The organism is Burkholderia semiarida (genome assembly GCF_029268935.1).
Taxonomy (GTDB): Bacteria; Pseudomonadota; Gammaproteobacteria; order Burkholderiales; family Burkholderiaceae; genus Burkholderia; species Burkholderia semiarida.
In genome coordinates this window covers 1,265,427-1,287,403 of record NZ_JAHLCL010000005.1, presented here as the reverse complement: position 1 = coordinate 1,287,403, position 21,977 = coordinate 1,265,427, and the positions used below count along the sequence as shown (strand labels likewise).

The following is a 21,977-nucleotide window of genomic DNA, read 5'->3' as shown; positions in this document are numbered from 1 at the left end:
TGCGAATACGTCCAGTATTCGCGGCGTCGCACGCCTCGCGAGCGGCCGTTCTCGTGGCAACGCATGTGCGTTCCGTATGTAAACAGACCCTAGCAACCGGCGGGCCTCTTTCCCGCCGCCCGCGTGCGGCGCTGCACCATGCGCCGCGCGGCGGCCGCGCTCACGAAATGCCCCGATGGGGCGAAACCCCGGTTTATAATCGTCGGCCAGACATAGAACAGCAACCCGCGCCGGACGAATCACGCAGCATCGATTGCAGCGCCCGCCAGTCCGGCATACACAGGGCCGGACGACATGGAAGCGAAACCTCCCCGCCGCACCCGCGAACGGATTCTCGAGTTGTCGTTGAAACTCTTCAACGAGATCGGCGAACCGAACGTCACCACCACGACGATCGCCGAGGAAATGGAAATCAGTCCAGGCAACCTGTACTACCATTTCCGCAACAAGGACGACATCATCAACAGCATCTTCGCGCAGTTCGAGCAGCAGATCGAACGGCGGCTGCGCTTCCCCGAAGATCACCGTCCGACGATCGACGAAACCTGGTCGTACCTGCAGTACATGGCCGATTTCATGTGGACCTACCGGTTCCTGTATCGCGACCTCAACGACCTGCTCGCCCGCAACCGCACGCTCGAGACGCACTTCAAGCAGATCATCAGCCACAAGGTGCGCTTCGCGCACGACATGTGCGAACTGCTCGTCTCCGATGCCGAAATGGTCGCGACGCCCGCCGAGATCGAAGTCATCGCCACCAACATGGCGGTGATCTCGACGTACTGGCTGTCGTACCAGTACGTGATGCATCCGCGCAAGTACAACGACCAGGACGCGATCCGCGAAGAGCTGCACCAGGTGAGCATGCACGTGATCTCGATCATGGCGCCGTACCTGCGCGGCCGTTCGCGCCAGCTGTTCGACGATCTCGTCTCCGGCAAGCTGCCCAAGCGCCAGTTCACCGACTACCTGCCCCCGCGCGACGGTTCGCCGCGCCCGGCCGGCAGCCCCGTCGCCACCGGCCCGGCCCCCGCCAAGGACGCGAAGCAATGAAGGCAGTCTGCGTTTACTGCGGCTCGTCGTCCGGCGTGCGGCCCGTCTACGCCGATGCCGCGCGCGCGTTCGGCCGCGCGCTCGTCGGCGCAGGTCTCACGCTCGTATACGGCGGCGGGCGCGTCGGCCTGATGGGTGTGATCGCCGACGAAGTGATGGCGGCCGGCGGCCGTGCGGTCGGCGTGATCCCCGAGCTGCTCGTCGACAAGGAAGTCGGCCATACGGGGCTGTCGGAGCTGCACGTCGTGCCCGACATGCATCATCGCAAGAAAATGATGGCCGACCTCTCCGACGCGTTCGTCGCGATGCCCGGCGGCGCCGGCACGCTCGAGGAGCTCTTCGAGGTCTACACGTGGGCGCAGCTCGGCTATCACCGCAAGCCCGTCGCGCTCTACAACATCGATTCGTTCTACGATCCGCTGATCGCGCTGCTGCGCCATACGGTCGACGAAGGCTTCATGCGGCCGGCCTATTTCGACGCACTGTGCGTCGAATCGGAGCCCGTCGCGCTGATCGAGCGGCTGCGCCGCTACCAGCCGCCCGCCCGCGACAAGTGGGCGCCTGACACAGCGAAGTAACCTTCACCGGAAACCGCACGCGATGACCGCACCGTCCGACCGCAAGGCCGTCCTCATCACCGGCGCGAGCCGCGGCATCGGCCGCGCGACCGCCGTGCTCGCCGCCGAGCGCGGCTGGGACGTCGGCATCAACTACGCGCGCGACGCGGCGGCCGCCGAACTGACCGCGCAGGCCGTGCGCGACGCGGGCGGCCGCGCGTGCATCGTCGCGGGCGATGTCGCGAACGAGGCGGACGTCGTCGCGATGTTCGATACCGTCGCGGAGGCGTTCGGGCGGCTCGACGCGCTCGTCAACAATGCGGGCATCGTCGCGCCGTCGATGCCGCTCGCCGACATGCCGGTCGACCGGCTGCGGCGGATGTTCGATACCAACGTGCTCGGCGCGTACCTGTGCGCCCGCGAAGCCGCGCGCCGGCTGTCCACCGACCGCGGCGGGCGCGGCGGCGCGATCGTCAACGTGTCGTCGATCGCGTCGCGGCTCGGCTCGCCGAACGAGTACGTCGACTACGCGGGCTCGAAAGGCGCGGTCGATTCGCTGACGATCGGCCTGGCCAAGGAACTGGGCCCGCACGGCGTACGCGTCAACGCGGTGCGCCCCGGCCTGATCGAGACCGACATTCACGCCAGCGGCGGCCAGCCGGGCCGTGCGGCCCGCCTCGGCGCGCAGACGCCGCTCGGCCGCGCCGGCGAAGCGCAGGAGATCGCCGAGGCGATCGTCTGGCTGCTCGGCGATGCGGCGTCCTACACGACGGGCGCGCTGCTCGACGTCGGCGGCGGCCGCTGAGCTGACGCGCGGCGCAACAATACGGCGGTCACAAACGCCCCTTCGTCACGGCGCCACAAATCTCCACAATTCCGTGACAGTTTCAGTAAACATTCGTAACAATTCCGTGCTCTACTAGCGGACATCCAGACAGGTGTCCCGAACACGCTGTCCGTTACCCGAATGTAGCCGCTAATCGGTCCAGCCCATGTCGCCGGACCGGCTCGACTCGACCCGAGATCTTTTCCATGCCTGGAACCGCAGCGCCCGGCCGGCGACGCACGCCCGTGCCCGCCTCGGCCGCGCACACCCGCTCGACCGCCGATACCGACGCCATCGCGACGCTGGACGCCGCCGGCACGCCCGTCGCCGCCTCGACCGCCGCGATCAGCCCCCCACGCGAGCGTTCGCTGCCGCTCGGCTGGCGCGCGTGGCTGTTCGTCGCCGCCCTGGTGTGCGCGTACACGCTGCCCGGCGTGCTCGGGCACGATCCGTGGAAACAGGATGAAACCTACACGTTCGGCATCATCCAGCACATGCTCGAGACCGGCGACTTCGTCGTGCCGACCAATGCCGGCCTGCCGTTCATGGAAAAGCCGCCGCTCTACGCATGGGTCGCGACCAGCCTCGCGTGGCTGCTGCAGCGCGTGATGCCGCTGCACGACGCGGCACGCCTGGCGAGCGCCCTGTTCGCCGCGCTCGCGTTCGGCTTCATCGCGCGCGCGGCGCGCGTGGCCAGCCGGTCGGACACGTGGTTCGACCTGCGCGTGCTCGGCCCGGTCGTGCTGAGCGCGAGCACGCTCGTCGTCATCAAGCACGTGCACGACATGATGACGGACGTCGCGCTGTTTGCCGGCACGGCGATGGGATTCTGCGGGCTGCTCGAACTCGTGATGCAGCACGTCGCGCGCGCGCAGCAGATGCGGCACGGGCTGCCGCCGCATCCGGCCGGCCGCTGGGCCGCGCCGCTCTTCGGCGCGGGCGTCGGCATCGCGCTGATGGCGAAAGGGCTGTTCGTCCCGCTCGTGTTCGCGGCCACGCTCGTCTGCACGCTGGCGCTCTACCCGGCCTGTCGCACCCGCGCGTTCGCGCGCGCGCTCGGCGTCGCCGCGCTCGTGTTCGCGCCGTTCGCGCTGATCTGGCCGACCGCGCTGTTCCTGCGCTCGGAAACGCTGTTCATGACGTGGTTCTGGGACAACAACGTCGGGCGCTTCTTCGGTTTCTCCGTCCCCGAACTCGGCGCGGAAAACGACAAGCCGTTGTTCATCCTGCGCGCGTTCCTGCTGGTCGGCTTCCCGGTCGCACCGCTCGCGATCGTCGCGCTCGCGCGCGGCGCATGGCGCGACTGGCGTGCGCCGCGCATCGCGCTGCCCGTGCTGTTCGCCGGCATCGGGCTCGTCGTGCTGCAAGTGTCCGCGACGTCGCGCCAGCTTTACATCCTGCCGTTCTTCGCGCCGCTCGCGCTGGTCGCCGCGCAGGCGATCGACCGCCTGCCGCGCCGCGTGCATTTCGCGTGGGACTACCTGAGCCGCATCCTGTTCGGCACGGTCGTCGCGCTGGCATGGGCGATCTGGGCGGTGATGGCCGATCCGGCCGCGTCGCGCGCCGATCTCGCGCTGCTCGGCCGCTGGCTGCCGCTCGACTGGACGATGCCGATCCAGCCCGCGCTCGTGACCGGCGCGCTCGCGCTGACGGTCGGCTGGCTGACGCTGCTGCCGAAGCTGCGCACGACGGGCCTGTGGCGCGGCGCGCTGTCGTGGGGCGCCGGCGCGCTCGTCGCGTGGGGGCTCGTCTATACGCTGCTGCTGCCGTGGCTCGACGTCGCGAAGAGCTACCGCTCGGTGTTCGACGACCTGAACGCGCATCTCGCGCTCGAATGGAACGACGGCGACTGCATGGCGAGCCTGCACGGGCTCGGCGAATCGGAAGCGCCGATGCTGTACTACTTCTCCGGCATCCAGCACACGCCGATCGACGACGCGAAGACGACGCGCTGCACGTGGATGATCGTGCAGGGCGTGCGGGCCGTCGATCCGGCGCCCGGCAATGAATGGAAGCTGTTCTGGGCCGGCGCCCGCCCGGGCGACAACGAGGAGCTGCTGCGCGTCTACGTGCGCACGCCCGAACAGCATCCGCAGTGACACAGGGCGGCGCGATGCGCCGTCCTGCCCGCCTTCACTTTCCTCTTCGGCGCGCGCCGCGCTCAGCCGTCCGGCCGGTGCGCAGCCTTTTGCGACACCGGCGCCGGCACGAACCCGCATGCGTCCCAGGGTTCGCCGCGCCCTCTCCTCATCCCGCCAACCTCCGAATCATCAAAACGACGAGCCGGGCTCCCGCAGAAACGCCGTTTCCTCGTCGGTCGACGCGCGACCGAGAATCGCGTTCCGGTGCGGAAAGCGGCCGAAGCGCTCGACGACGGCCGCATGCAGCAACGCGAAGCGGTGATAGCTCTCGCACCCGGCCTCGTCGCGGATGCCCGCGCACAGGCGCACGGCCTCGCGCTGGCTCTCGAGCGACTCGTCGTGCTCGAACGGCAGATATGCGAACGCACGGTGATGCCCGCTCGGCAACCGCGCGTCCCAGCCGGCCGCGACGACGCGGCGGGCGAGCGCGAGCGCCTTCGGATCGGCGGCAAACGCGCGCGGCGTGCCGCGATGGATGTTGCGCGAGAACTGGTCGAGCACGACGATCAACGCCAGCGCGCCCGACGGCGAATCGGCCCAGTGATCGCAGGCGCCGTCGCACGCGGCGTCGAGCAGCGCGCCGTAACGCGTGCGCAGCACGTCGTCGAACGCCGCGCCGCCGTTGAACCAGATCTTGCGGTTCTGCCCGAATTCGGCCGAGCCCGGCTCGCCGAACCAGAAATCGAGAATCTCCCGTGCCTGCGGATCGAGCGCTGCCGCGCCCGCTTTCCCGGTATCGATCGTCATGCAAACTCCAGTACGAGGCGCCGTGTGCGCGCGCTCTTCTTTTCCAGTTTCGCGACCCGCAGGCCGCCGATTTCGGACGTGTTGCGCACGTGCGTGCCGCCGCACGGCTGCAAGTCGACGTTTTCGATGCGCAGCAGCCGCACGCGGCCGAGGCCCATCGGCGGCTTCACGCTCATCGTGCGCACGAGTTCGGGCCGTTGGGCCATCTCGTCGTCGGTGATCCATTCGGTCGTGACCGGATGCGCACCGGCGACGAAGCCCGCGAGGCGCCGCTCGACGTCGTCGCGGTCGATCGACTCGGACGTCGCGAAATCGAGCCGCACGTAGTCGGCCGTCACGCTGCAGCCGTCGACCGCGTACGGCAGCACCGCGCACATCAGATGCGCGGCCGTATGCAGGCGCATGTGCCGATAGCGGCGCAGCCAGTCGATCTGCGCGACCACGCGCGTGCCGGGAGCGAGCGTCGCGACGCTCGCCGCCTGGCCCGGCGCCGGCACATGGACGGCGTCGTCGGGCGTCGCGCCGTCGAACTTCGCCTTGCGCGTGTCGGCGATCGCGATCGTGCTGCCGTCGGGCAGCGTGAGCGTACCGGCGTCGCCGGCCTGGCCGCCGCCGAGCGGATAGAACACCGTGCGGTCGAGCCGGATGCCGTCGTCGCCGACGGCCTGGACGATCGCCTCGCATTGCGTGAGGTACGCGTCTTCGCGAAACAGCGCTTGTGTCGTCATCGGGCGAGCCTCGAATCGATGGGGGAAACGGCCAGTGTCGCGCCGGGCCGCACGGGCGCCCAGACGCAGATCGTCCCGCGCGCGGGCAGCGGCGTACCGGTCGATCAACCGGGCCGGTTGCGCATCCAGTCCGCCGTGTCGTAGAACGAGTGCATGAGCCGCTCGCGCAGCGGCTCCGCCAGCCCGACGTCCTCCATCGCCCACGCCATGCAGCGCAGCCACTGGTCGCGCTCGACCGATGCGATCGGGAACGGCAGGTGCCGCGCGCGCAGCCGCGGATGGCCGAACCGGCCGATGTAGTGGTCGGGGCCGCCGAGCCAGCCGCACAGGAACCAGAACAGCTTGTCGCGCGACCCATCGAGCGACGGCGGGTGCAGCGCGCGAATCTGCGCGAACTCGGGCTCGAGGTCCATCAGGTCGTAGAAGCGGTCCACCATTTCGCGCACGCGGGCTTCGCCGCCCACGAGCTCGAACGCCGTCGGCTGCGACGGCGCGTCGTCATTCACATCGGTCATACGGATAGTCGGGAAACGGAATCTTCGGGGCCGCGGACGACGCTCAGGCGTCGCGCAGCGACTGCAGCGCGGGGCGCCGCAACACATTATGCAGGCTCAGCCAGCCGGCCGCAGCCGCGCAGACGACACCGGCCGCGACGCCGGCCGGCACGAGCCATGGATCGACGGCGAGCTGGAAGTCGAACACGCGCGACGCGAGCACCCAGCCGACCGCGATCGCGCCCGCCGACGCGAGTGCGCCGGCCAGCGTGCCGACCACGACGAATTCGGCGCGCTGCACCGCATTGACCTGCGCGCGCGACGCGCCGAGCGCGCGCAGCAGCGCGGCCTCGCGCACGCGCTCGTCGCGCGAGCCGGCAAGCGCCGTGTACAGCACCAGTACGCCGGCCGCGAGCGTGAACGCGAACAGGAACTGCACAGCGCCGACCACCTGCAGCATCATGCGCTGCAACTGCGCGAGGATTGGCGCGACGTCGATCGCGGTCAGGTTCGGGTAGCGCGCGATCAACGGATCGAGCAGCGCGGCATTCGATGCGGGCAGATGGAAGCTCGTCAGGTAGACGGCCGGGAAATCCTTCAGCACCGGCGGCGGCATCAGCACGAAGAAGTTGACGCGGAACGAGCCCCAGTCGAGCTTGCGCACGCTCGTGATCGGTGCGTCGACCGTCAGCCCCGTCACGTCGAAGCGCAGCGTGTCGCCCGGTTTCACGTTCAGCGTCTTCGCGAGGCCGGCTTCGATCGAGATCTGCGGCGTGGCCGCGGTGCCGAACCAGTCGCCTTCGACGATCCGGTTGTCGGACGGCAACTCGGTCGTGTACGACAGGTTGAATTCGCGATCGACGAGCCGGCGCGCCTCTTCGGACGGGTACGCGTCCGGATTCACCGGCTTGCCGTTGATCGCGACGAGGCGGCCGCGCACCATCGGCGCGGGCACGGCGTCGCGCACGCCGTGCGCGGCCAGATAGGCGGCGACATCGGCGCGCTGGTCGGGCTGGATGTCGATCAGGAACTGGTTCGGCGCATCGGGCGGCGTCGACTGCCGCCAGCCCGCCACGAGGTCGTTGCGCGTGATCGCGATCAGCAGCAGGCACATCAGGCCGAGCGCGAGCGCGGTGATCTGCAGCGCGCTGGCCGTGCCGCGCCGGTGCAGCGACGCCAGCGCGTAACGCCAGCCAACGCCCGCGGCCACCCGCGCGTTACGCACCGCGCGCGCGGCGGCGAACAGCACGAGCCGGGCGATCAGCGCGAACCCGACCAGCGCGCCGGCAAAGCCGCCCGCGACGATCAGGCCGAGCTTCAGGTTGCCGGCGGCCACGATCAGCAGCGCCGCGAACAGCACGACGCCGACCGCATACGCGGCCCACGCGGCGCGCGACGCGTCGCCCCACTCGCGCCGCAGCACGCGCACCGGCGGCACGCGCGTGAGCGGCACGAGCGGCGGCAGCGCGAAACCGAGCAACAGCACGAGCGCCGCACCCATGCCGATCAGCGCCGGCCACAAGGTCGGCGGCGGCAGCACGACGTCGATCAGGCTGCCGAGCGCGGCCAGCAACGCCCAGTGCCCGCCATAGCCGAGCACCGCGCCCGCGGCGCCCGACACGATGCCGACGCCCGCGAATTCGAGCGCGAACAGCGCGCCGAGCGTGCGGCGGCTCACGCCGAGGCAGCGCATCGTCGCGCATCCGTCGAGATGGCGCCGCATGTAGCGCTGCGCGGCCATCGCGATCGCGACCGCCGCGAGCAGCGCGGTCAGCAACGCGACGAGCGTCAGGAAATGACGCGCGCGATCCAGCGTCTGCCGCACCTGCGGCTGCCCTTCCCGCAACGATTCGAGCCCGACGCCGCGCAGCTTCCCGCCGTCGACGCGCGCATGCGCATACGACTCGAAGCGCGCGACGGCCGGTGCGTCGCCGGCGACCAGCAGCCGGTACGTGACGCGGCTGCCGTAGCCCGTGAGCCCCGTCGCGGCGAGCTCGTCCGCGCGCATCATCAGCCGCGGCGAAAAATTGACGAACGAAAAGCCGCGATCGAGCTCGCGGGTGATCGCCGCGGCGACCGTGAACGTGCGCAGCCCGACGCGCACCGTATCGCCCGCCTTCAGGTGCAGCGCGTCGAGCAGCGCCGGATCGGCCCATACGGTGCCGGGCGCGGGAATCGCGGCCGCCTTGTGCGCGACGGCCGCGCCGGCCGGCAGGATCTCGACCGCGCCGCGCAGCGGATAGCCGGGCGACACGGCCTTCACGGCCGCAAGGCGCGACGGCGCCGCATCGGCGGCCTGCCCGCCCGCGGCGGACGCGATCATGCTCGGGAAGATGGCGGTCGTCGCGGTACGCAGGCCGAGCGCGCGGGCCTGCCGGTCGAACGACGGATCGACGGGACGATCGGCGCGCACGACGAAATCGGCGCCGAGCATCTGGCGCGCGTCGCGCTCGAGCCCCTGGCGCAGGCGGTCGGCGAGAAAGCCGACGCTCGTCAGTGCCGCGACCGCGAGCACCAGCGCGAGGACCAGCAGCGTCAGTTCGCCCGCGCGCCAGTCGCGCGCGGTCATCCGGGCAGCCTGGTGGATCAGGTCGCGCAGGCCGAAACGGCCGCCATGCACGCGCCCGTCATGGCCGGAGGGCCCGGCCGGCGGCTGCGCCGCGTGTTGCGGCCCCTTCAATCGCGTTTCCCTCCGATCGAATTGAGCCGCGACACCATGTGGTTCGCCATTCCGCGGAAGCCGCCGGACACGCCGCGCCACAGGCGCGGCAGCGCCCACGCCGACGCCGCGATGAACGCGGCAAGCAGCACGAGGAACGCGAGTGGAACGAAGAAGGCGAGCGCGAGCCCGCCGACCACGAGACCGTCCTCGGTCGACGACGCGAACCAGTTCGAAATCGGTTCGGGAGACAGGTTGATCAGCGCACGCGTGCCGGCCTTCGCCACGTGCGCGGCGCCGGCGAGCGAGCCGCCGGCCAGCCCCGCGACCGCCAGCATGGTCGGATCGGCATGGCCGAGCGCGCCGGCCGCGAGCACGGCGCCGGCCGGAATGCGAATGAAGGTATGCACGGCATCCCACAGCGAGTCGAACGCGGGGATCTTGTCGGCAAGGAATTCGGTCACGGCGAGCACGGCAGCGGCGCCGATGACCCACGGCGACATCAGCACGGCCAGCGTGTCGGGCAGATGGAGCCAGCCGAACCGCGCCAGCACGCCGGCGATCAGCACCGTCAGGTACAGGCGCAGGCCGCTCGCCCACGCGAGCCCCGCGCCGAGGGAAATGGCTTCGATCATGGCCCTCTCCTTGCACTTTCCGTGCGTTTTGCCGATTGACCGCATCGGGTCGGACAGACTGGCCGCGCGGCGCGTGGCGACCGGCACCGCGTGCCGCGACAGGCACGACGGTATTCAGGCCCGAATACGTTCCATTATAGACAGGCTGGCCGGGCAACCGGCGCAATTGCGCGAGGCGGCGCGGCGCCCGGGCGCACGCGCGCCCGGGATACCGTCGTCAGGCGGCCGACGACAGCTTCAGGCCGACCAGCCCCGCGACGATCAGCGCCGCGCTCGCGACGCGCGCGGCGGTCAGCGCCTCGCCCATCATCACGATGCCGAACACGAACGCGCCGACCGCGCCGATGCCCGTCCACACCGCGTACGCGGTGCCGAGCGGCAACTGGCGCATCGCGACCGCGAGCAGCCCGAAGCTGGCCAGCGCCGTCACGATCGTGAACACCGACGGACCGAGCTTCGTGAAGCCGTCCGACGATTTCAAGCCGGCCGCCCAGGCCACTTCCAGCAAACCGGCGATCAACAACCATACCCACGCCATCTCGACGTACTCCGTATCGGATGGGGCCGTCCCCGTTAAAGCGAATGACCCGGGGTCGTCCCCGGGCGGCGCCGAGTATAACAAGCGGCTTACAGGCCTGCCGGCGGCCGGTGCGGGGGCGCAGCGGGCCGCGCGGTCAGTTCGCCACGCGCTTGGGCGCGCCCCCGCCGACGCAGCGGTCGTCGCGGTACAGCGCCCACTCCTCGCACACGCGGCCGTCCTTGAACACGCACATGCCGACCTGCCCGCTCGACAGGTTACGGATCACATGGCGACCGCCGAGCTTCTCGCAGTTGACCGACGCGGGATTGGCCAGCGCCGCCCGCGCGGGCGGCTGCTGCCCGGGCGGCAGCGGCTGGGCGAACGCGCCGGGCGCAGCCAGCGCCAGCGCACAGATGACGACCAGACGGACGGACATTGCACGCTCCTCGTTTTCGTTCGGGGAACGGTCAGGATAGCGGGGATTGCGCGGCCGGTGTGCAAGGCCGGCCGCGGTCGCGAAACTGTCGCGCCGGCGCAACCCTGCCGGCGCGCGGCCCCGCACCGCCCGTCACACGGCGCCGACGAGCCGGTAGCCGACGCCCGTCTCGGTGACGATGTGCTCGGGCTGCGCGGGATCGGCCTCGAGCTTCTGGCGCAGGTGCGCCATGTAGATGCGCAGGTAGTGATGGCTCTCGACGTGCGACGGCCCCCACACGTCGCGCAGCAGCTGGCGATGCGTGAGCACGCGCCCCGCGTGGCGCACGAGCGTCGCGAGCAGCCGGTATTCGAGCGGCGTCAGGTGCACGATCGCGTCGTCGCGCCACACCTGGCGCAGCGCGAGATCGACGCTCACGGCGCCGAAGGTCACCTTCGGCGACTCGTTCGCGCCGCCCTGGTTGCGCCGGCGCAGTTGCGCGCGAATCCGCGCGCGCAGTTCGGACACGCCGAACGGCTTGGTCAGGTAATCGTCGGCGCCCGCATCGAGCGCCGCGACCTTCTCCTCTTCCTGCGTGCGGGCCGACAGCACGATCACCGGCACCTCGGACCAGCCGCGCAGCTCGCGGATCACGTCGAGGCCGTCGGTGTCCGGTAGCCCGAGGTCGACGATCACGAGGTCGGGCTTGCGCGTCGCCGCGTCGATCAACCCCTGCTTGCCCGTCTCGGCTTCGAACACCGCGATGTCCTCCTCTTCGAGCGCGGCGCGCACGAAGCGGCGGATCTGCTTTTCGTCCTCGATCAGGACGACGGTCAGGGTGGGTTCACTCATGGTCGGGCAATGACTCGGATGGGGGCGATGCGTCCGGCAGGTCGGATTCGTCGTCGGGCACGGCCGGTGCGGCCGGCGGCGTGTCGACCGGCAGCGTGAACCAGAAGCGCGCGCCCGTCACGCGGCCGTCGGGCGCGGTGCGGTTGAGTGCGCCGATTTTACCGCCGTGCGCCTCGACGATCGCACGGCAGATCGCGAGGCCGAGCCCGATGCCCGGCGTCGCCGATTCCTTCTCGCCGCGCGTGAACTTTTCGAAGATCCGCGCCTCCATGCCGGCCGGAAGGCCCGGGCCGTGATCGTCGACGTGCACGCGCACGAACGGGCTCCCGTCGTCGGTCACGCGCTCCGCGCCGATGTCGAGCGACGTATCGGGCGGCGTGTACTTCGCCGCGTTCTCGAACAGGTTGGTGAACAGCCGCTCCATCAGCACCGCGTCCATCTGCAGCAACGGCAGGTCGGCCGGCAACGCGACGCGCACGGGATGGCGCGCGAGCACGCGCCGGCAGGCGGCAAGCGCGGCGCCGACGGTTTCCTCGAGCAGCGACCACTGGCGCTTGAGCTGCAGGCTGCCGGCCTGCAGCCGCGCCATGTCGAGCAGGTTCGTGACGATGCCCGTCATGCGCAGCGCCTCGTCGTGAATCGCGTCGACGAGCTCGCCCTCGCGCTGCGCGAGGCGCGCGGCCGCCGCGCCGTCGCCGGCCTGCGCGGCCGCGCGCCCGTTCGCGAGCATCGACGAGAAGCCGACGATCGTCGTGAGCGGCGTGCGCAGGTCGTGCGAGATCGCCGACAGCAGCGAGTTGCGAAGCCGCTCGGATTCCATGTTGACGAGCGCGTCGCGCGCGATCTCGACGTAGTGCACGCGCTCCAGCGCGAGCGCGATCTGCGCGGCGAATGCGTCGAGCATCCGCTGCTGCTCGGGCACCTCGAGTTCGCGCGGCTCGCGCGATGCGACCGCAAGCACGCCGCGCGTGCGCATCGGCGCCTTCAGCGGCAGGTACAGCGCGGCCGTCGCCGGCAAGGTATCGGTGCCGCGCCCGGCCGGCTTCTGTTGGTCGTACACCCACTGGCCGACGTCGCTGTCGAGCTCCGCGCCCGTCAGCGTGACGGCCGCATCGGGCTCCTCGATCTTCTGGCGCACCTGGTCGGCACTGTCGGGCAGCAGGATCGCGACGCGCGCGCGGAACACCTCGCCGACGTGGCGGCTGCCGATTTCGACGATCTGCTCGGTCGTCAGCGCCGCGCCGAGCTCGCGCGCCATCGCGTAGATCGCGCCGGTGCGGCGCTCGCGGCGCTGCGCGACGCTCGCCTGGCGCGTGAGCGTCGACGTCAGGTGGCTGATCACGAGCGACGTCAGCAGCATCCCGAAGAAGGTCAGCAGGTATTGCGTGTCGCTGACCGAGAACGACATGCGCGGCGGCACGAAGAAGAAATCGAACGCGGCCACCGACAGGAACGACTGCAGCACGCCCGGGCCGCGCCCGAGCCGGACGGCCGAGAACACCACGCCGAGCAGGTACAGCATCACGAGGTTCGTGAGGTCGAGCCGCGCGGACACGACGCTCGCGACGACGGTGATCGCCGCGCAGATCGCGGCCGCATACGCGTAGTGGCGCGGCGGCGAGCGGTGCGTGCCGAACTGCGCGAACGCATCGCGCCAGTCGCGCGCCCGCGCGTCGAGCGGCGCGGCGCGCGCCTCGTCGCTCGCGGACGCGCGAATCAGCATCAGGTCGACGTCGCCCGCGCGTTCCGCCAGTTGCTCGCCGAACGGCCGCGCGAAGCGGCGCGCGAGCCCGACCTTCGGCGAGCCGCCCGCGACGAGCTTCGACACGTTGCGGACCTTCGCATAGCCGATCAGCGCGGCGACCGCGTCGGCGCCGGCGAGCGTGGCCGTCTCCGCGCCGAGCTCGGCCGCGAGCTTCAGCGCGTCGAGCGTGCGCTGCCGCCGCGCGTCGGGCAGCCGCTGCAGGCGCGGCGTCTCGACGTACACGGCGATCCAGTCGGCCTTCAGGCTCGCGGCGAGGCGCGCGGCCGCACGCACGAGCGTCGGCGCCTCGGCGCCCGGGCCGACGCACACGAGCAGCCGCTCGCGCGCCTGCCAGATGCGCTGGATCGAACGGTCGGCGCGGTACTCGCGCATCTGCGCGTCGACGCGATCGGCCGTGCGCCGCAGCGCCAGCTCGCGCAGCGCGATCAGGTTGCCCTTGCGGAAGAAGTTGCGCACCGCGCGCTCGGCCTGCTGCGCGAGATAGACCTTGCCGTCGCGCATCCGCTCGAGCAGTTCCTCGGCCGGCAGGTCGACGAGCGTGACTTCGTCGGCCGCGTCGAACACGCGATCGGGCACGGTCTCCCACACGCGGATGCCGGTGATCGCGCCGACCACGTCGTTCAGGCTTTCGAGGTGCTGGACGTTGACGGTCGTATATACGTCGATGCCCGCGTCGAGCAGCTCGTAGACGTCCTGCCAGCGCTTCAGGTGCCGCGCGCCCTGCACGTTCGAATGCGCGAGCTCGTCGACGAGGATCAGTTGCGGCGCCCGCGCGAGCGCGCCGTCGAGATCGAATTCGGCGAGCGTGCGGCCGCGATAGTCGATGCGGGCGGACGGCAGCACGTCGAGGCCGTCGAGCAGCGCGGCCGTCTCGGCGCGGCCGTGGGTCTCGACGATGCCGACGACGACGTCGACGCCTTCCTGCACGCGCTGACGCGCGGCCTGCAGCATCGCGTAGGTCTTGCCGACGCCGGCGGACGCGCCGAAGAAGATCTTGAGCTGGCCGCGCCGCTGCTTTTCTTCGTCTCGCTGCAGCTTGTCGAGGAGTTGGTCGGGATCGGGACGATTCATGCGTGAGGAAAGCGGAGCGCCCGGATGCGCGCGGGTACGAGCATTGTGGTTCCAAATCGCCGCAAAAGGCAAAGACGGCGCGCGCGCCGTCGGGAAAAGCGCATCCGGCACGGTTCAGGCCGCGCCGGATGCCGGTCAGCCCGCGCGACCGATCAGTGCGCGGCCTGCGCCGCGTCGAGCGCGAGGTTCAGCTTCAGCACGTTCACGCGCGGCTCGCCGAGCACGCCGAACTGGCGGCCCGTCGTGTTCGCGGCGACGAGTTGCGCGACCGCGTCCGGCGCCAGATTGCGCGCCTTCGCGACGCGCTCGACCTGGTACGCGGCGGCGGCCGGCGTGATCTCCGGATCGAGGCCGCTCGCCGACGCCGTCACGAGGTCGACCGGCACCGGCTTCGACAGGTCGGTGCCCGCATCGCGCAGCGCGGCGATGCGCGCCTTCACCTGATCGGCGAGCGACGGGTTCAGCGGGCCGAGGTTCGAGCCGCCGGAGCCGGCCGCGTTGTACGGCATCGGCGCGGTGGCCGACAGCCGGCCCCAGAAATACTTCGGCGCGTCGAACGGCTGGCCGATCAGCGCGGAGCCGACGACCTTGCCGTTCTGCTCGATCAGGCTGCCGTTGGCCTGCGACGGAAACACGGCCTGACCGAACACGGTCATCACGGCCGGGTAAGCGAGCCCAGTCACGGCGGTCAGGATGACGAACAGCACGACGAGCGGGCGAATCAACGATTTCATGATGGTTCCTTCAAGTGCGGCGGGCTCAGGCCCAGCCGAGCGCGGCGAGTGTCATGTCGATCAGCTTGATGAACGGGAACGGCAGCAGCACGCCGCCGAGGCCGTACACCAGCAGGTTGCGCCGCAAGAGCGACGCGGCGCCGAGCGGCCGGTAGGTCACGCCCTTCAGCGCGAGCGGAATCAGCGCGACGATGATCAGCGCGTTGAAGATCACCGCGGACAGGATCGCGGACGCCGGCGACGTCAGGTGCATGATGTCGAGCACGCGCAGTTGCGGGTAGGTCGTCACGAACGCGGCCGGGATGATCGCGAAGTACTTCGCGATGTCGTTCGCGATCGAGAACGTCGTCAGCGAGCCGCGCGTCATCAGCATCTGCTTGCCGATCTCGACGATCTCGATCAGCTTCGTCGGGTTCGAGTCGAGGTCGACCATGTTGCCGGCCTCCTTCGCCGCCTGCGTACCCGTGTTCATGGCCACTGCGACGTCGGCCTGCGCGAGCGCCGGCGCGTCGTTGGTGCCGTCGCCCGTCATCGCGACGAGACGCCCGGCCGCCTGATGCTCGCGAATCGTCGCGAGCTTGGTTTCCGGCGTCGCTTCCGCGAGGAAATCGTCGACGCCCGCTTCCGCCGCGATCGCCGCGGCCGTCAGCCGGTTGTCGCCCGTCACCATCACGGTCTTGATGCCCATCTTGCGCAGCTCCGCGAAGCGCTCCTTGATGCCGCCCTTCACGATGTCCTTCAGCTCGATCACGCCGAGCACGCGCGCCACCCCGTCCTGCAGGTCGGCCACGACGAGCGGCGTGCTGCCGCGGCGCGCGACGTCGTCCACCGCGCGGCGCACTTCTTCCGGGAAGCGGCTGCCGTGCATCTCGACGTAGCGGCGGATCGCGTCGGCCGCGCCCTTGCGGATCTCGCGACCCGGCAGGTCGACGCCGCTCATCCGCGTCTGCGCGGAAAAGCCGAGGAACGTCGCGTGCAGTTGCGCCATGTCGCGCTGGCGAATGTTGAAGCGCTCCTTCGCGAGCACGACGATGCTGCGGCCTTCCGGCGTTTCGTCGGCGAGCGACGACAATTGCGCGGCATCGGCCAGCGCTTCCTCGGTCACGCCCGGCGCCGGCACGAACGCGGACGCCTGGCGGTTGCCGAGCGTGATCGTGCCGGTCTTGTCGAGCAGCAGCACGTCGACGTCGCCGGCCGCTTCCACCGCGCGGCCCGACGTCGCGATCACGTTCGCCTGCATCATCCGGCTCATCCCGGCCACGCCGATCGCGGACAGCAAGCCGCCGATCGTCGTCGGGATCAGGCACACGAGCAGCGCGACGAGCGCGGTGATCGTCACCACGTGGCCGGCCTTCATCGCTTCGACCGAGAACATCGAGAACGGCAGCAGCGTCGCGGTCGCGAGCAGCATCACGATCGTCAATGCGACGAGCAGGATCGTCAGCGCGACCTCGTTCGGCGTTTTCTTGCGCTTCGCGCCTTCGACCATCGCGATCATCCGGTCGAGGAACGCCTCGCCGGGGTTCGCGGTGACCTTGACGACGATCCAGTCGGACAGCACGCGCGTGCCGCCCGTCACCGACGAGAAGTCGCCGCCCGATTCGCGGATCACCGGCGCGGATTCGCCGGTGATCGCCGACTCGTCGACCGACGCGACGCCGTCGACGACCTCGCCGTCGGCCGGGATCACGTCGCCGGTCTCGACCAGCACGACGTCGCCTTTGCGCAGGTCGGACGCGGTCGTGATGCGGATCGGCGACTTCGGATGCGGCTCGTTCAGCTTCTTCGCCATCACGTCCTTCTTCGCGCTGCGCAGCGACGCGGCCTGCGCCTTCGAGCGCCCTTCGGCGAGCGCTTCGGCGAAGTTCGCGAACAGCACCGTGAACCACAGCCACAGCGCGATCGCGAGGATGAAGCCCGCGGGCGCCTCGGCCTGGCCGGCGAGCGCCGCGATCCACAGGATCGTGGTCAGGATGCTGCCGACGTACACGCAGAACATCACCGGGTTGCGGAACTGCGTGCGCGGCGTGAGTTTCTTGAACGAATCCACGATCGCCGGGCGCAGCAGCGCCGGATCGAACATGGACCGTGTTGCGGAATGTTGAGTCATTGCGATCTCTTCAAGCTCTTCAGTCTTTTATGTGTCGCCATGCGGGCGCGTCACGGGTGGATCACGCGCCCAGCCACATCATCAGGTGCTCGACGCCCGGGCCCAGCGCGAGCGCCGGCACGTACGTCAGCGCGCCCACCAGCATCACCGTGCCGAGCAGCAGCACGACGAACAGCGGGCCGTGGGTCGGCAGCGTGCCGCTCGTCACCGCGATGCGCTTCTTCGCGGCGAGGGAACCTGCGATCGCCAGCACCGGCACGATCGTGCCGAAACGGCCGAACCACATCGCGATCGCGGTCATCCAGTTGTAGAACGGCGTGCCGACCGTCAGGCCCGCGAACGCGCTGCCGTTGTTGTTCGCGGCGGAGCTGAACGCATAGAGGATTTCCGAGAAGCCGTGCGGGCCGGGGTTCGCGATGCCGGCCTTGCCCGCGTCGGCGAGCACGGCGATCGACGTGCCGACCAGCACGAGCAGCGGCGTGAGCAGCACGACGATCGACACCATCTTCATCTCGTACGACTCGATCTTCTTGCCGACGTATTCCGGCGTGCGGCCGATCATCAGGCCGGCGACGAACACCGCGAGCAGCGCGAACACGAGCATCCCGTAGAGGCCCGAGCCGACCCCGCCGTAGACCACCTCGCCGAGCTGCATCAGCAGCATCGGCACGAGGCCGCCGAGCGGGGTCAGCGAATCGTGCATCGCGTCGACCGCGCCGCACGACGCGGCCGTGGTCGCGACCGTGAAGATGCCGGTCTGCGCGATCCCGAAGCGCGTTTCCTTGCCTTCCATGTTGCCGCCCGGCTGCAGCGCACCGGCCGACTGGTCGACGCGCAGCGCGGCGAGCGTCGGGTTGCCGGCCTGCTCGGCGCTCACCTCGACGCCGATCGCGATGACGAACGCGACCGTCATCGCCGCGAGCACCGCGACGCCCTGCCGGCGGTCGCCGATCATGCGGCCGAACACGAGACACAGCGCGGCCGGGATGATCAGGATCGAGAAGATCTGCAGAAAGTTCGCGAACGGCGTCGGGTTCTCGAACGGGTGCGCGGAGTTGGCGTTGAAGAAGCCGCCGCCGTTGGTGCCGAGCATCTTGATCGCTTCCTGCGAGGCAACCGGGCCCATCGCGAGCGTCTGCTTCGTGAGCGGCGTCGTCACCGTGACCGGGTTGCCCTTGTCGTCCTTCACCGGGTTGCCCTGCGCGTCGAGCTTCGGCGCCGCGTAGGTGCTCGCCTGCAACACCGGCACGTCCTGGTACGCCTTCATGTTCTGCAGCACACCCTGGCTCATCAGCAGCGCGGCGACGAGCGCCGCCATCGGCACGAGCACGTACAGCGTCACGCGCGTGAGGTCGACCCAGAAGTTCCCGATCGTCTGCGCGGTGTGGCGCGCGAAGCCGCGGATCAGCGCGATCACGACGACGATGCCGGTCGCCGCCGACAGGAAGTTCTGCACGGTCAGGCCGAGCATCTGCGACAGATAGCTGACGGTCTGCTCGGGCGCGTAGTCCTGCCAGTTCGTGTTGGCGACGAAGCTGACGGCCGTGTTGAACGCACCATCGGGCGTCATCGCGCCGAACTGCTGCGGGTTGCCGGGCAGGAAGCCCTGCAGGCGCAGCAGCGCGTAAAGAAACAGCACGCCGAGCGCGTTGAACGCGATCGTCGCGATCGTGTACTGCTTCCAGTTCATTTCCGTGCCCGCATCGACGCCGGCGATGCGGTACAGCACGCGTTCGAGCGGCGCGAACACGCGCACGACCCGCGAACTGCCGTCCATCACGGCGCTCAGGTAGCGCGCGACCGGCACGGCCGCCGCCAGCAGCACGACGATGAACAGCAGCGTCTGCAACAGGTTGTTCGCGTTCATTCGATGTCCTCCGCGCGCAGCAGCGCAAAGACGAGATACGCGAACAGCAGGGCCGTCGAGGCGCCCGCCAGCCAAAGCATCCAGGTCATGCGCGCCCCCCGCGACCGTATTGCACGAGCTTGTCGCAGCCGGCAAGCAAACCGAGGATCAGCGCGGTGAAGAGCACCAGTGCGCCGATGAAAACCCCATCCATTTTTATGTTCTCCGTCGTCGAAATCGGACGACTAGAACCTTATGGGAACGCGCGTAAAGGGCGGGTCAAAGCTGTCGGGGCGGGTATAAAAAACGCGTAAACGCGCGGGGCGGGACCGGAGCGAATCGAGGCGGGACGGACGGCGCGGCGGCGCCGCCCGCGACAGGCGCGTACCGGCGCGGCGCCGGCACGCGGGAGCGGATCAGGGAACGAGGATCGTCGAACCGGTGGTCTTGCGTGCTTCCAGATCGGCATGCGCGCGGCCGACTTCGGCGAGCGGATAGCGCTGGTTGATGCTGGTCTTCACCTTGCCCGACAGGATCACGTCGAACAGCTCGGCGGCCGCGGCTTCGAGATCGGCGCGCTTCGCGATGTACGAGAACAGCGTCGGCCGCGTGAAGAACAGCGAGCCGCGCGACGAGAACTCCTTCGAGTCGATCGGCGGCAGCGGGCCCGACGCGTTGCCGAAGCTGACGAAGTAGCCGAGCGGCGCGAGGCAGTCGAGCGAACCGACGTAGGTGTCCTTGCCGATCGAATCGTAGACGACCGGTACGCCCGCGCCGCTCGTGATCTCCTTCACGCGCTGCGTGAAGTTCTCACGCGTATAGACGATCGGATGATCGCAACCGTGCGCCTTCGCGAGTTCGGCCTTCTCGTCGGAGCCGACCGTGCCGATCACGGTCGCGCCGAGCGCCTTCGCCCACTGGCACACGAGCAGGCCGACGCCGCCGGCCGCCGCGTGGATCAGGATCGTGTCGCCGGCCTTCACCGGGTACGTGCGGCGCAGCAGGTAGTGGGCGGTCAGCCCCTGCAGCATCACCGACGCCGCGTCGTCGTAGCTGATTCCGTCAGGCAGCTTCACGAGCCGCTCGGCCGGCATCGCGCGTTCTTGCGCGTATGCGCCGGGCGGCTGCCCGACATAGGCGACGCGGTCGCCCGCCTTGAACGCGGTCACGCCGTCGCCGACGGCCGTCACCTCGCCCGCCGCCTCCATCCCGAGGCCGCCGGGCAACGGCTGCGGATACAGGCCGGTGCGGAAATACACGTCGATGTAGTTGAGCCCGACCGCGTGCTGCCGGATGCGGACTTCGCCCGCCTTCGGCGCGCCGACATCGACGTCGACCCACTTCATCACGTCCGGGCCGCCCGGCTGGTCGTATCGGATTGCTTTCGGCATCGTTTCGCTCCTCGTTTGTCTGGAATCTGGAAATCCGGTTCGGCGAATGCATCGACGTCGTCCCAACGGCGATGCGTGTGAACGCGGGTCATGGCGGACGATTCTCGCGCGTCGTGCGCGGTCGTGCAGCGCGTCGTCGCAAATCCTTCATATCGGTAGGGTTTTCGCGGAAAACGGATCGCATGAGCCGCGCGTGCGGAAAACGGCGCGGTATGAGACCGGTCGCTGCCGTTCGTTTCCCCCGCTTGCGCAGTCGATGATGTTCGGCACACTTCGTAACGTTGACGTCACGTCGCTCGCGCCGCGATGGCCGGACCCGGCCGGTCGGTCATTTCTCGCCTCGCGCCCCGCGCGCAAAGGATCTGCCGCGCGGCGTCGACGCGCTTTTCCCGCACCGGCGAATGCCGACGTCGATCGGGCGGGAAACCGGTTGTCGCCAAGGTCGTTTACGAGATGACGACCGTGCTAATTTGCCTGCTGCCCAATTCGCCCAGTCCACGCCATGAAGCTCGCTCTTGCCCGGAACGTGTTTGTTTTCGCGTCGTTGTCCGCAAGTATCGGCAGCGCAACCGCGGCCCCGGTACCGCGTGCGGACGGCGTCCGTTTGCTCGACGGCCTGAGCCGTTTCGACAACACGCCGTATGGCGGCGCCGAGCGCCACGCGATGGCCGGGTATCTGGCGGGCGTCGCCGATGCGACCGAAGGCAAGGACTGGTGCGACAACGGGCGTGTCAAACCGGGGGAAATCGATTCGGAAGTGCTCCACGATCTCGGGAAACGGCCAAGAGATGCGCTGAAGGCGAATGCGGCAGTCCTGGTCACATACGTCTTGCGACAAAAATACCCGTGCCGTTAGCAGCGCCTGAAATACCGGACATTGCCTCTCACCGGAACGAAACGAACGGCTAGGTGGGCAATTGTTCATCACGTCTCGGAAGGTTGCGTTTTTAGCGTTGAACCCATGCTGATCATCGACACAAATGACTTTCGACTTCAGATGGAGCCCGTTGCTGCGCGACGCGACGAACCGGGAGGGCCGTATCTTGAATGGATCGATGTACGAATCCAATTGACGGTACCGGGTATCCAGGCGGAAGGGCAATGGAGTGTCATGCCCGACGAGTTGCGACAATTTCGGCAACAGATTCGATCTGTTCAAATGCAGCTTCAAGCCGGGCAACGAGCGGAGTTAACAGGCGTTGAGCCGGGGTTTGAGCTGACATTGCGAACACTTGATCGAGGCGCAATCGTGGGCGACTGGCGCTTTCAGCCAACTCCTCCCGACGGCGCGTGCATTACGGGGCATTGTGGACTGGATCAGTCCTTCTTGCCCGAACTGCTTCAAGGAGTTGAATCCCTTCTATCGTTCGCCGGAACGAGCAGTTCGCCATAGTCCAGGCGCTATCGCGCGAGGTCCGCGCGTTGGCCGGCGC

General features: G+C 69.3%; 20 protein-coding genes. 6 read left to right on the top strand and 14 right to left on the bottom strand.

The window, feature by feature from the left end:
• Positions 1 to 294: 294 nt before the first annotated feature.
• From KPB06_RS12700 to KPB06_RS12685, 4 genes are all read left to right on the top strand, one after another.
• Positions 295 to 1,053 carry a TetR/AcrR family transcriptional regulator gene (locus KPB06_RS12700; protein ID WP_059583638.1) on the top strand — a complete coding sequence of 253 codons (759 nt, stop codon included), beginning with the start codon at positions 295 to 297 and terminating at the stop codon, positions 1,051 to 1,053.
• Positions 1,050 to 1,631: an LOG family protein gene (locus KPB06_RS12695; RefSeq protein WP_059583640.1), complete on the top strand. Its 582-nt coding sequence runs from the start codon at positions 1,050 to 1,052 to the stop codon at positions 1,629 to 1,631. Before KPB06_RS12700 ends, KPB06_RS12695 begins: the two co-directional genes overlap by 4 nt.
• A 22-nt stretch (positions 1,632 to 1,653) precedes the next feature.
• Positions 1,654 to 2,415: an SDR family oxidoreductase gene (locus KPB06_RS12690; protein WP_059583641.1), complete on the top strand. Its 762-nt coding sequence runs from the start codon at positions 1,654 to 1,656 to the stop codon at positions 2,413 to 2,415.
• A 227-nt stretch (positions 2,416 to 2,642) separates the two neighbouring features.
• A complete protein-coding gene (locus KPB06_RS12685) occupies positions 2,643 to 4,535 on the top strand; it encodes an ArnT family glycosyltransferase (protein WP_059583643.1) in 1,893 nt (630 codons plus the stop codon).
• Between the two features lie 171 nt (positions 4,536 to 4,706).
• Here KPB06_RS12685 and KPB06_RS12680 read toward each other — a convergent pair whose 3' ends face one another.
• The 14 genes from KPB06_RS12680 to KPB06_RS12615 form a co-directional block, all read right to left on the bottom strand.
• Positions 4,707 to 5,324 carry a DUF924 family protein gene (locus KPB06_RS12680; protein WP_059583645.1) on the bottom strand — a complete coding sequence of 206 codons (618 nt, stop codon included), beginning with the start codon at positions 5,322 to 5,324 and terminating at the stop codon, positions 4,707 to 4,709.
• On the bottom strand, positions 5,321 to 6,052 hold the full coding sequence (locus KPB06_RS12675) for an alanyl-tRNA editing protein (protein WP_059583647.1): 732 nt from the start codon (positions 6,050 to 6,052) through the stop codon (positions 5,321 to 5,323). The genes KPB06_RS12680 and KPB06_RS12675 overlap by 4 nt, the downstream gene beginning before the upstream one ends.
• A gap of 104 nt (positions 6,053 to 6,156) precedes the next feature.
• Positions 6,157 to 6,567, bottom strand: coding sequence for a group II truncated hemoglobin (locus KPB06_RS12670; RefSeq protein WP_059583648.1), 411 nt, complete (start codon positions 6,565 to 6,567; stop codon positions 6,157 to 6,159).
• Between the two features lie 43 nt (positions 6,568 to 6,610).
• Positions 6,611 to 9,226: an ABC transporter permease gene (locus KPB06_RS12665; RefSeq protein WP_059583650.1), complete on the bottom strand. Its 2,616-nt coding sequence runs from the start codon at positions 9,224 to 9,226 to the stop codon at positions 6,611 to 6,613.
• Positions 9,223 to 9,840 (bottom strand): DUF4126 domain-containing protein, encoded by a 618-nt coding sequence (locus tag KPB06_RS12660; RefSeq protein WP_059583651.1) that lies wholly within the window; start codon positions 9,838 to 9,840, stop codon positions 9,223 to 9,225. Before KPB06_RS12660 ends, KPB06_RS12665 begins: the two co-directional genes overlap by 4 nt.
• 217 nt (positions 9,841 to 10,057) lie before the next feature.
• Entirely contained in the window at positions 10,058 to 10,378 is a 321-nt protein-coding gene (sugE, locus tag KPB06_RS12655) for a quaternary ammonium compound efflux SMR transporter SugE (protein ID WP_034190777.1), read from the bottom strand.
• Between the two features lie 136 nt (positions 10,379 to 10,514).
• The gene (locus tag KPB06_RS12650) at positions 10,515 to 10,796 is read right to left on the bottom strand and encodes a putative hemolysin (RefSeq protein ID WP_059583653.1); all 282 of its coding nucleotides are present in this window, start codon (positions 10,794 to 10,796) and stop codon (positions 10,515 to 10,517) included.
• A 132-nt stretch (positions 10,797 to 10,928) separates the two neighbouring features.
• Positions 10,929 to 11,627: a two-component system response regulator KdpE gene (gene kdpE, locus KPB06_RS12645; RefSeq protein WP_059583654.1), complete on the bottom strand. Its 699-nt coding sequence runs from the start codon at positions 11,625 to 11,627 to the stop codon at positions 10,929 to 10,931.
• Positions 11,620 to 14,463 carry a DUF4118 domain-containing protein gene (locus KPB06_RS12640; RefSeq protein WP_275905615.1) on the bottom strand — a complete coding sequence of 948 codons (2,844 nt, stop codon included), beginning with the start codon at positions 14,461 to 14,463 and terminating at the stop codon, positions 11,620 to 11,622. Before KPB06_RS12640 ends, kdpE begins: the two co-directional genes overlap by 8 nt.
• Positions 14,464 to 14,615: 152 nt before the next feature.
• Positions 14,616 to 15,197, bottom strand: coding sequence for a potassium-transporting ATPase subunit KdpC (gene kdpC / locus KPB06_RS12635; protein ID WP_089465014.1), 582 nt, complete (start codon positions 15,195 to 15,197; stop codon positions 14,616 to 14,618).
• Positions 15,198 to 15,222: 25 nt separating this feature from the next.
• Positions 15,223 to 17,307: a potassium-transporting ATPase subunit KdpB gene (gene kdpB / locus KPB06_RS12630; protein WP_059583659.1), complete on the bottom strand. Its 2,085-nt coding sequence runs from the start codon at positions 17,305 to 17,307 to the stop codon at positions 15,223 to 15,225.
• Positions 17,308 to 17,368: 61 nt separating this feature from the next.
• Positions 17,369 to 19,174 carry a potassium-transporting ATPase subunit KdpA gene (kdpA, locus tag KPB06_RS12625; RefSeq protein WP_059646545.1) on the bottom strand — a complete coding sequence of 602 codons (1,806 nt, stop codon included), beginning with the start codon at positions 19,172 to 19,174 and terminating at the stop codon, positions 17,369 to 17,371.
• Positions 19,171 to 19,263: a K(+)-transporting ATPase subunit F gene (kdpF, locus tag KPB06_RS12620; RefSeq protein WP_006752209.1), complete on the bottom strand. Its 93-nt coding sequence runs from the start codon at positions 19,261 to 19,263 to the stop codon at positions 19,171 to 19,173. Before kdpF ends, kdpA begins: the two co-directional genes overlap by 4 nt.
• A 306-nt stretch (positions 19,264 to 19,569) precedes the next feature.
• Positions 19,570 to 20,544 (bottom strand): quinone oxidoreductase family protein, encoded by a 975-nt coding sequence (locus KPB06_RS12615; RefSeq protein ID WP_089465015.1) that lies wholly within the window; start codon positions 20,542 to 20,544, stop codon positions 19,570 to 19,572.
• Positions 20,545 to 21,046: 502 nt separating this feature from the next.
• On the opposite strand from KPB06_RS12615, the gene KPB06_RS12610 reads away from it, so the two are divergent.
• Both KPB06_RS12610 and KPB06_RS12605 read left to right on the top strand, forming a co-directional pair.
• A complete protein-coding gene (locus KPB06_RS12610) occupies positions 21,047 to 21,400 on the top strand; it encodes a Rap1a/Tai family immunity protein (RefSeq protein WP_059583664.1) in 354 nt (117 codons plus the stop codon).
• A gap of 105 nt (positions 21,401 to 21,505) precedes the next feature.
• Positions 21,506 to 21,937 carry a WapI family immunity protein gene (locus KPB06_RS12605; protein WP_124658753.1) on the top strand — a complete coding sequence of 144 codons (432 nt, stop codon included), beginning with the start codon at positions 21,506 to 21,508 and terminating at the stop codon, positions 21,935 to 21,937.
• Positions 21,938 to 21,977 lie beyond the last annotated feature (40 nt).

What these genes read in the sequence shown, in the direction of transcription:
- KPB06_RS12700 (WP_059583638.1), top strand. Translation starts at nt 295, where the DNA reads ATGGAAGCGAAACCTCCCCGCCGCACCCGCGAACGGATTCTCGAGTTG.
- KPB06_RS12695 (WP_059583640.1), top strand. Translation starts at nt 1,050, where the DNA reads ATGAAGGCAGTCTGCGTTTACTGCGGCTCGTCGTCCGGCGTGCGGCCC.
- KPB06_RS12690 (WP_059583641.1), top strand. Translation starts at nt 1,654, where the DNA reads ATGACCGCACCGTCCGACCGCAAGGCCGTCCTCATCACCGGCGCGAGC.
- KPB06_RS12685 (WP_059583643.1), top strand. Translation starts at nt 2,643, where the DNA reads ATGCCTGGAACCGCAGCGCCCGGCCGGCGACGCACGCCCGTGCCCGCC.
- KPB06_RS12680 (WP_059583645.1), bottom strand. Translation starts at nt 5,324, where the DNA reads ATGACGATCGATACCGGGAAAGCGGGCGCGGCAGCGCTCGATCCGCAG.
- KPB06_RS12675 (WP_059583647.1), bottom strand. Translation starts at nt 6,052, where the DNA reads ATGACGACACAAGCGCTGTTTCGCGAAGACGCGTACCTCACGCAATGC.
- KPB06_RS12670 (WP_059583648.1), bottom strand. Translation starts at nt 6,567, where the DNA reads ATGACCGATGTGAATGACGACGCGCCGTCGCAGCCGACGGCGTTCGAG.
- KPB06_RS12660 (WP_059583651.1), bottom strand. Translation starts at nt 9,840, where the DNA reads ATGATCGAAGCCATTTCCCTCGGCGCGGGGCTCGCGTGGGCGAGCGGC.
- sugE (WP_034190777.1), bottom strand. Translation starts at nt 10,378, where the DNA reads ATGGCGTGGGTATGGTTGTTGATCGCCGGTTTGCTGGAAGTGGCCTGG.
- KPB06_RS12650 (WP_059583653.1), bottom strand. Translation starts at nt 10,796, where the DNA reads ATGTCCGTCCGTCTGGTCGTCATCTGTGCGCTGGCGCTGGCTGCGCCC.
- kdpE (WP_059583654.1), bottom strand. Translation starts at nt 11,627, where the DNA reads ATGAGTGAACCCACCCTGACCGTCGTCCTGATCGAGGACGAAAAGCAG.
- KPB06_RS12640 (WP_275905615.1), bottom strand. Translation starts at nt 14,463, where the DNA reads ATGAATCGTCCCGATCCCGACCAACTCCTCGACAAGCTGCAGCGAGAC.
- kdpC (WP_089465014.1), bottom strand. Translation starts at nt 15,197, where the DNA reads ATGAAATCGTTGATTCGCCCGCTCGTCGTGCTGTTCGTCATCCTGACC.
- kdpB (WP_059583659.1), bottom strand. Translation starts at nt 17,307, where the DNA reads ATGACTCAACATTCCGCAACACGGTCCATGTTCGATCCGGCGCTGCTG.
- kdpA (WP_059646545.1), bottom strand. Translation starts at nt 19,174, where the DNA reads ATGAACGCGAACAACCTGTTGCAGACGCTGCTGTTCATCGTCGTGCTG.
- kdpF (WP_006752209.1), bottom strand. Translation starts at nt 19,263, where the DNA reads ATGACCTGGATGCTTTGGCTGGCGGGCGCCTCGACGGCCCTGCTGTTC.
- KPB06_RS12615 (WP_089465015.1), bottom strand. Translation starts at nt 20,544, where the DNA reads ATGCCGAAAGCAATCCGATACGACCAGCCGGGCGGCCCGGACGTGATG.
- KPB06_RS12610 (WP_059583664.1), top strand. Translation starts at nt 21,047, where the DNA reads ATGAAGCTCGCTCTTGCCCGGAACGTGTTTGTTTTCGCGTCGTTGTCC.
- KPB06_RS12605 (WP_124658753.1), top strand. Translation starts at nt 21,506, where the DNA reads ATGCTGATCATCGACACAAATGACTTTCGACTTCAGATGGAGCCCGTT.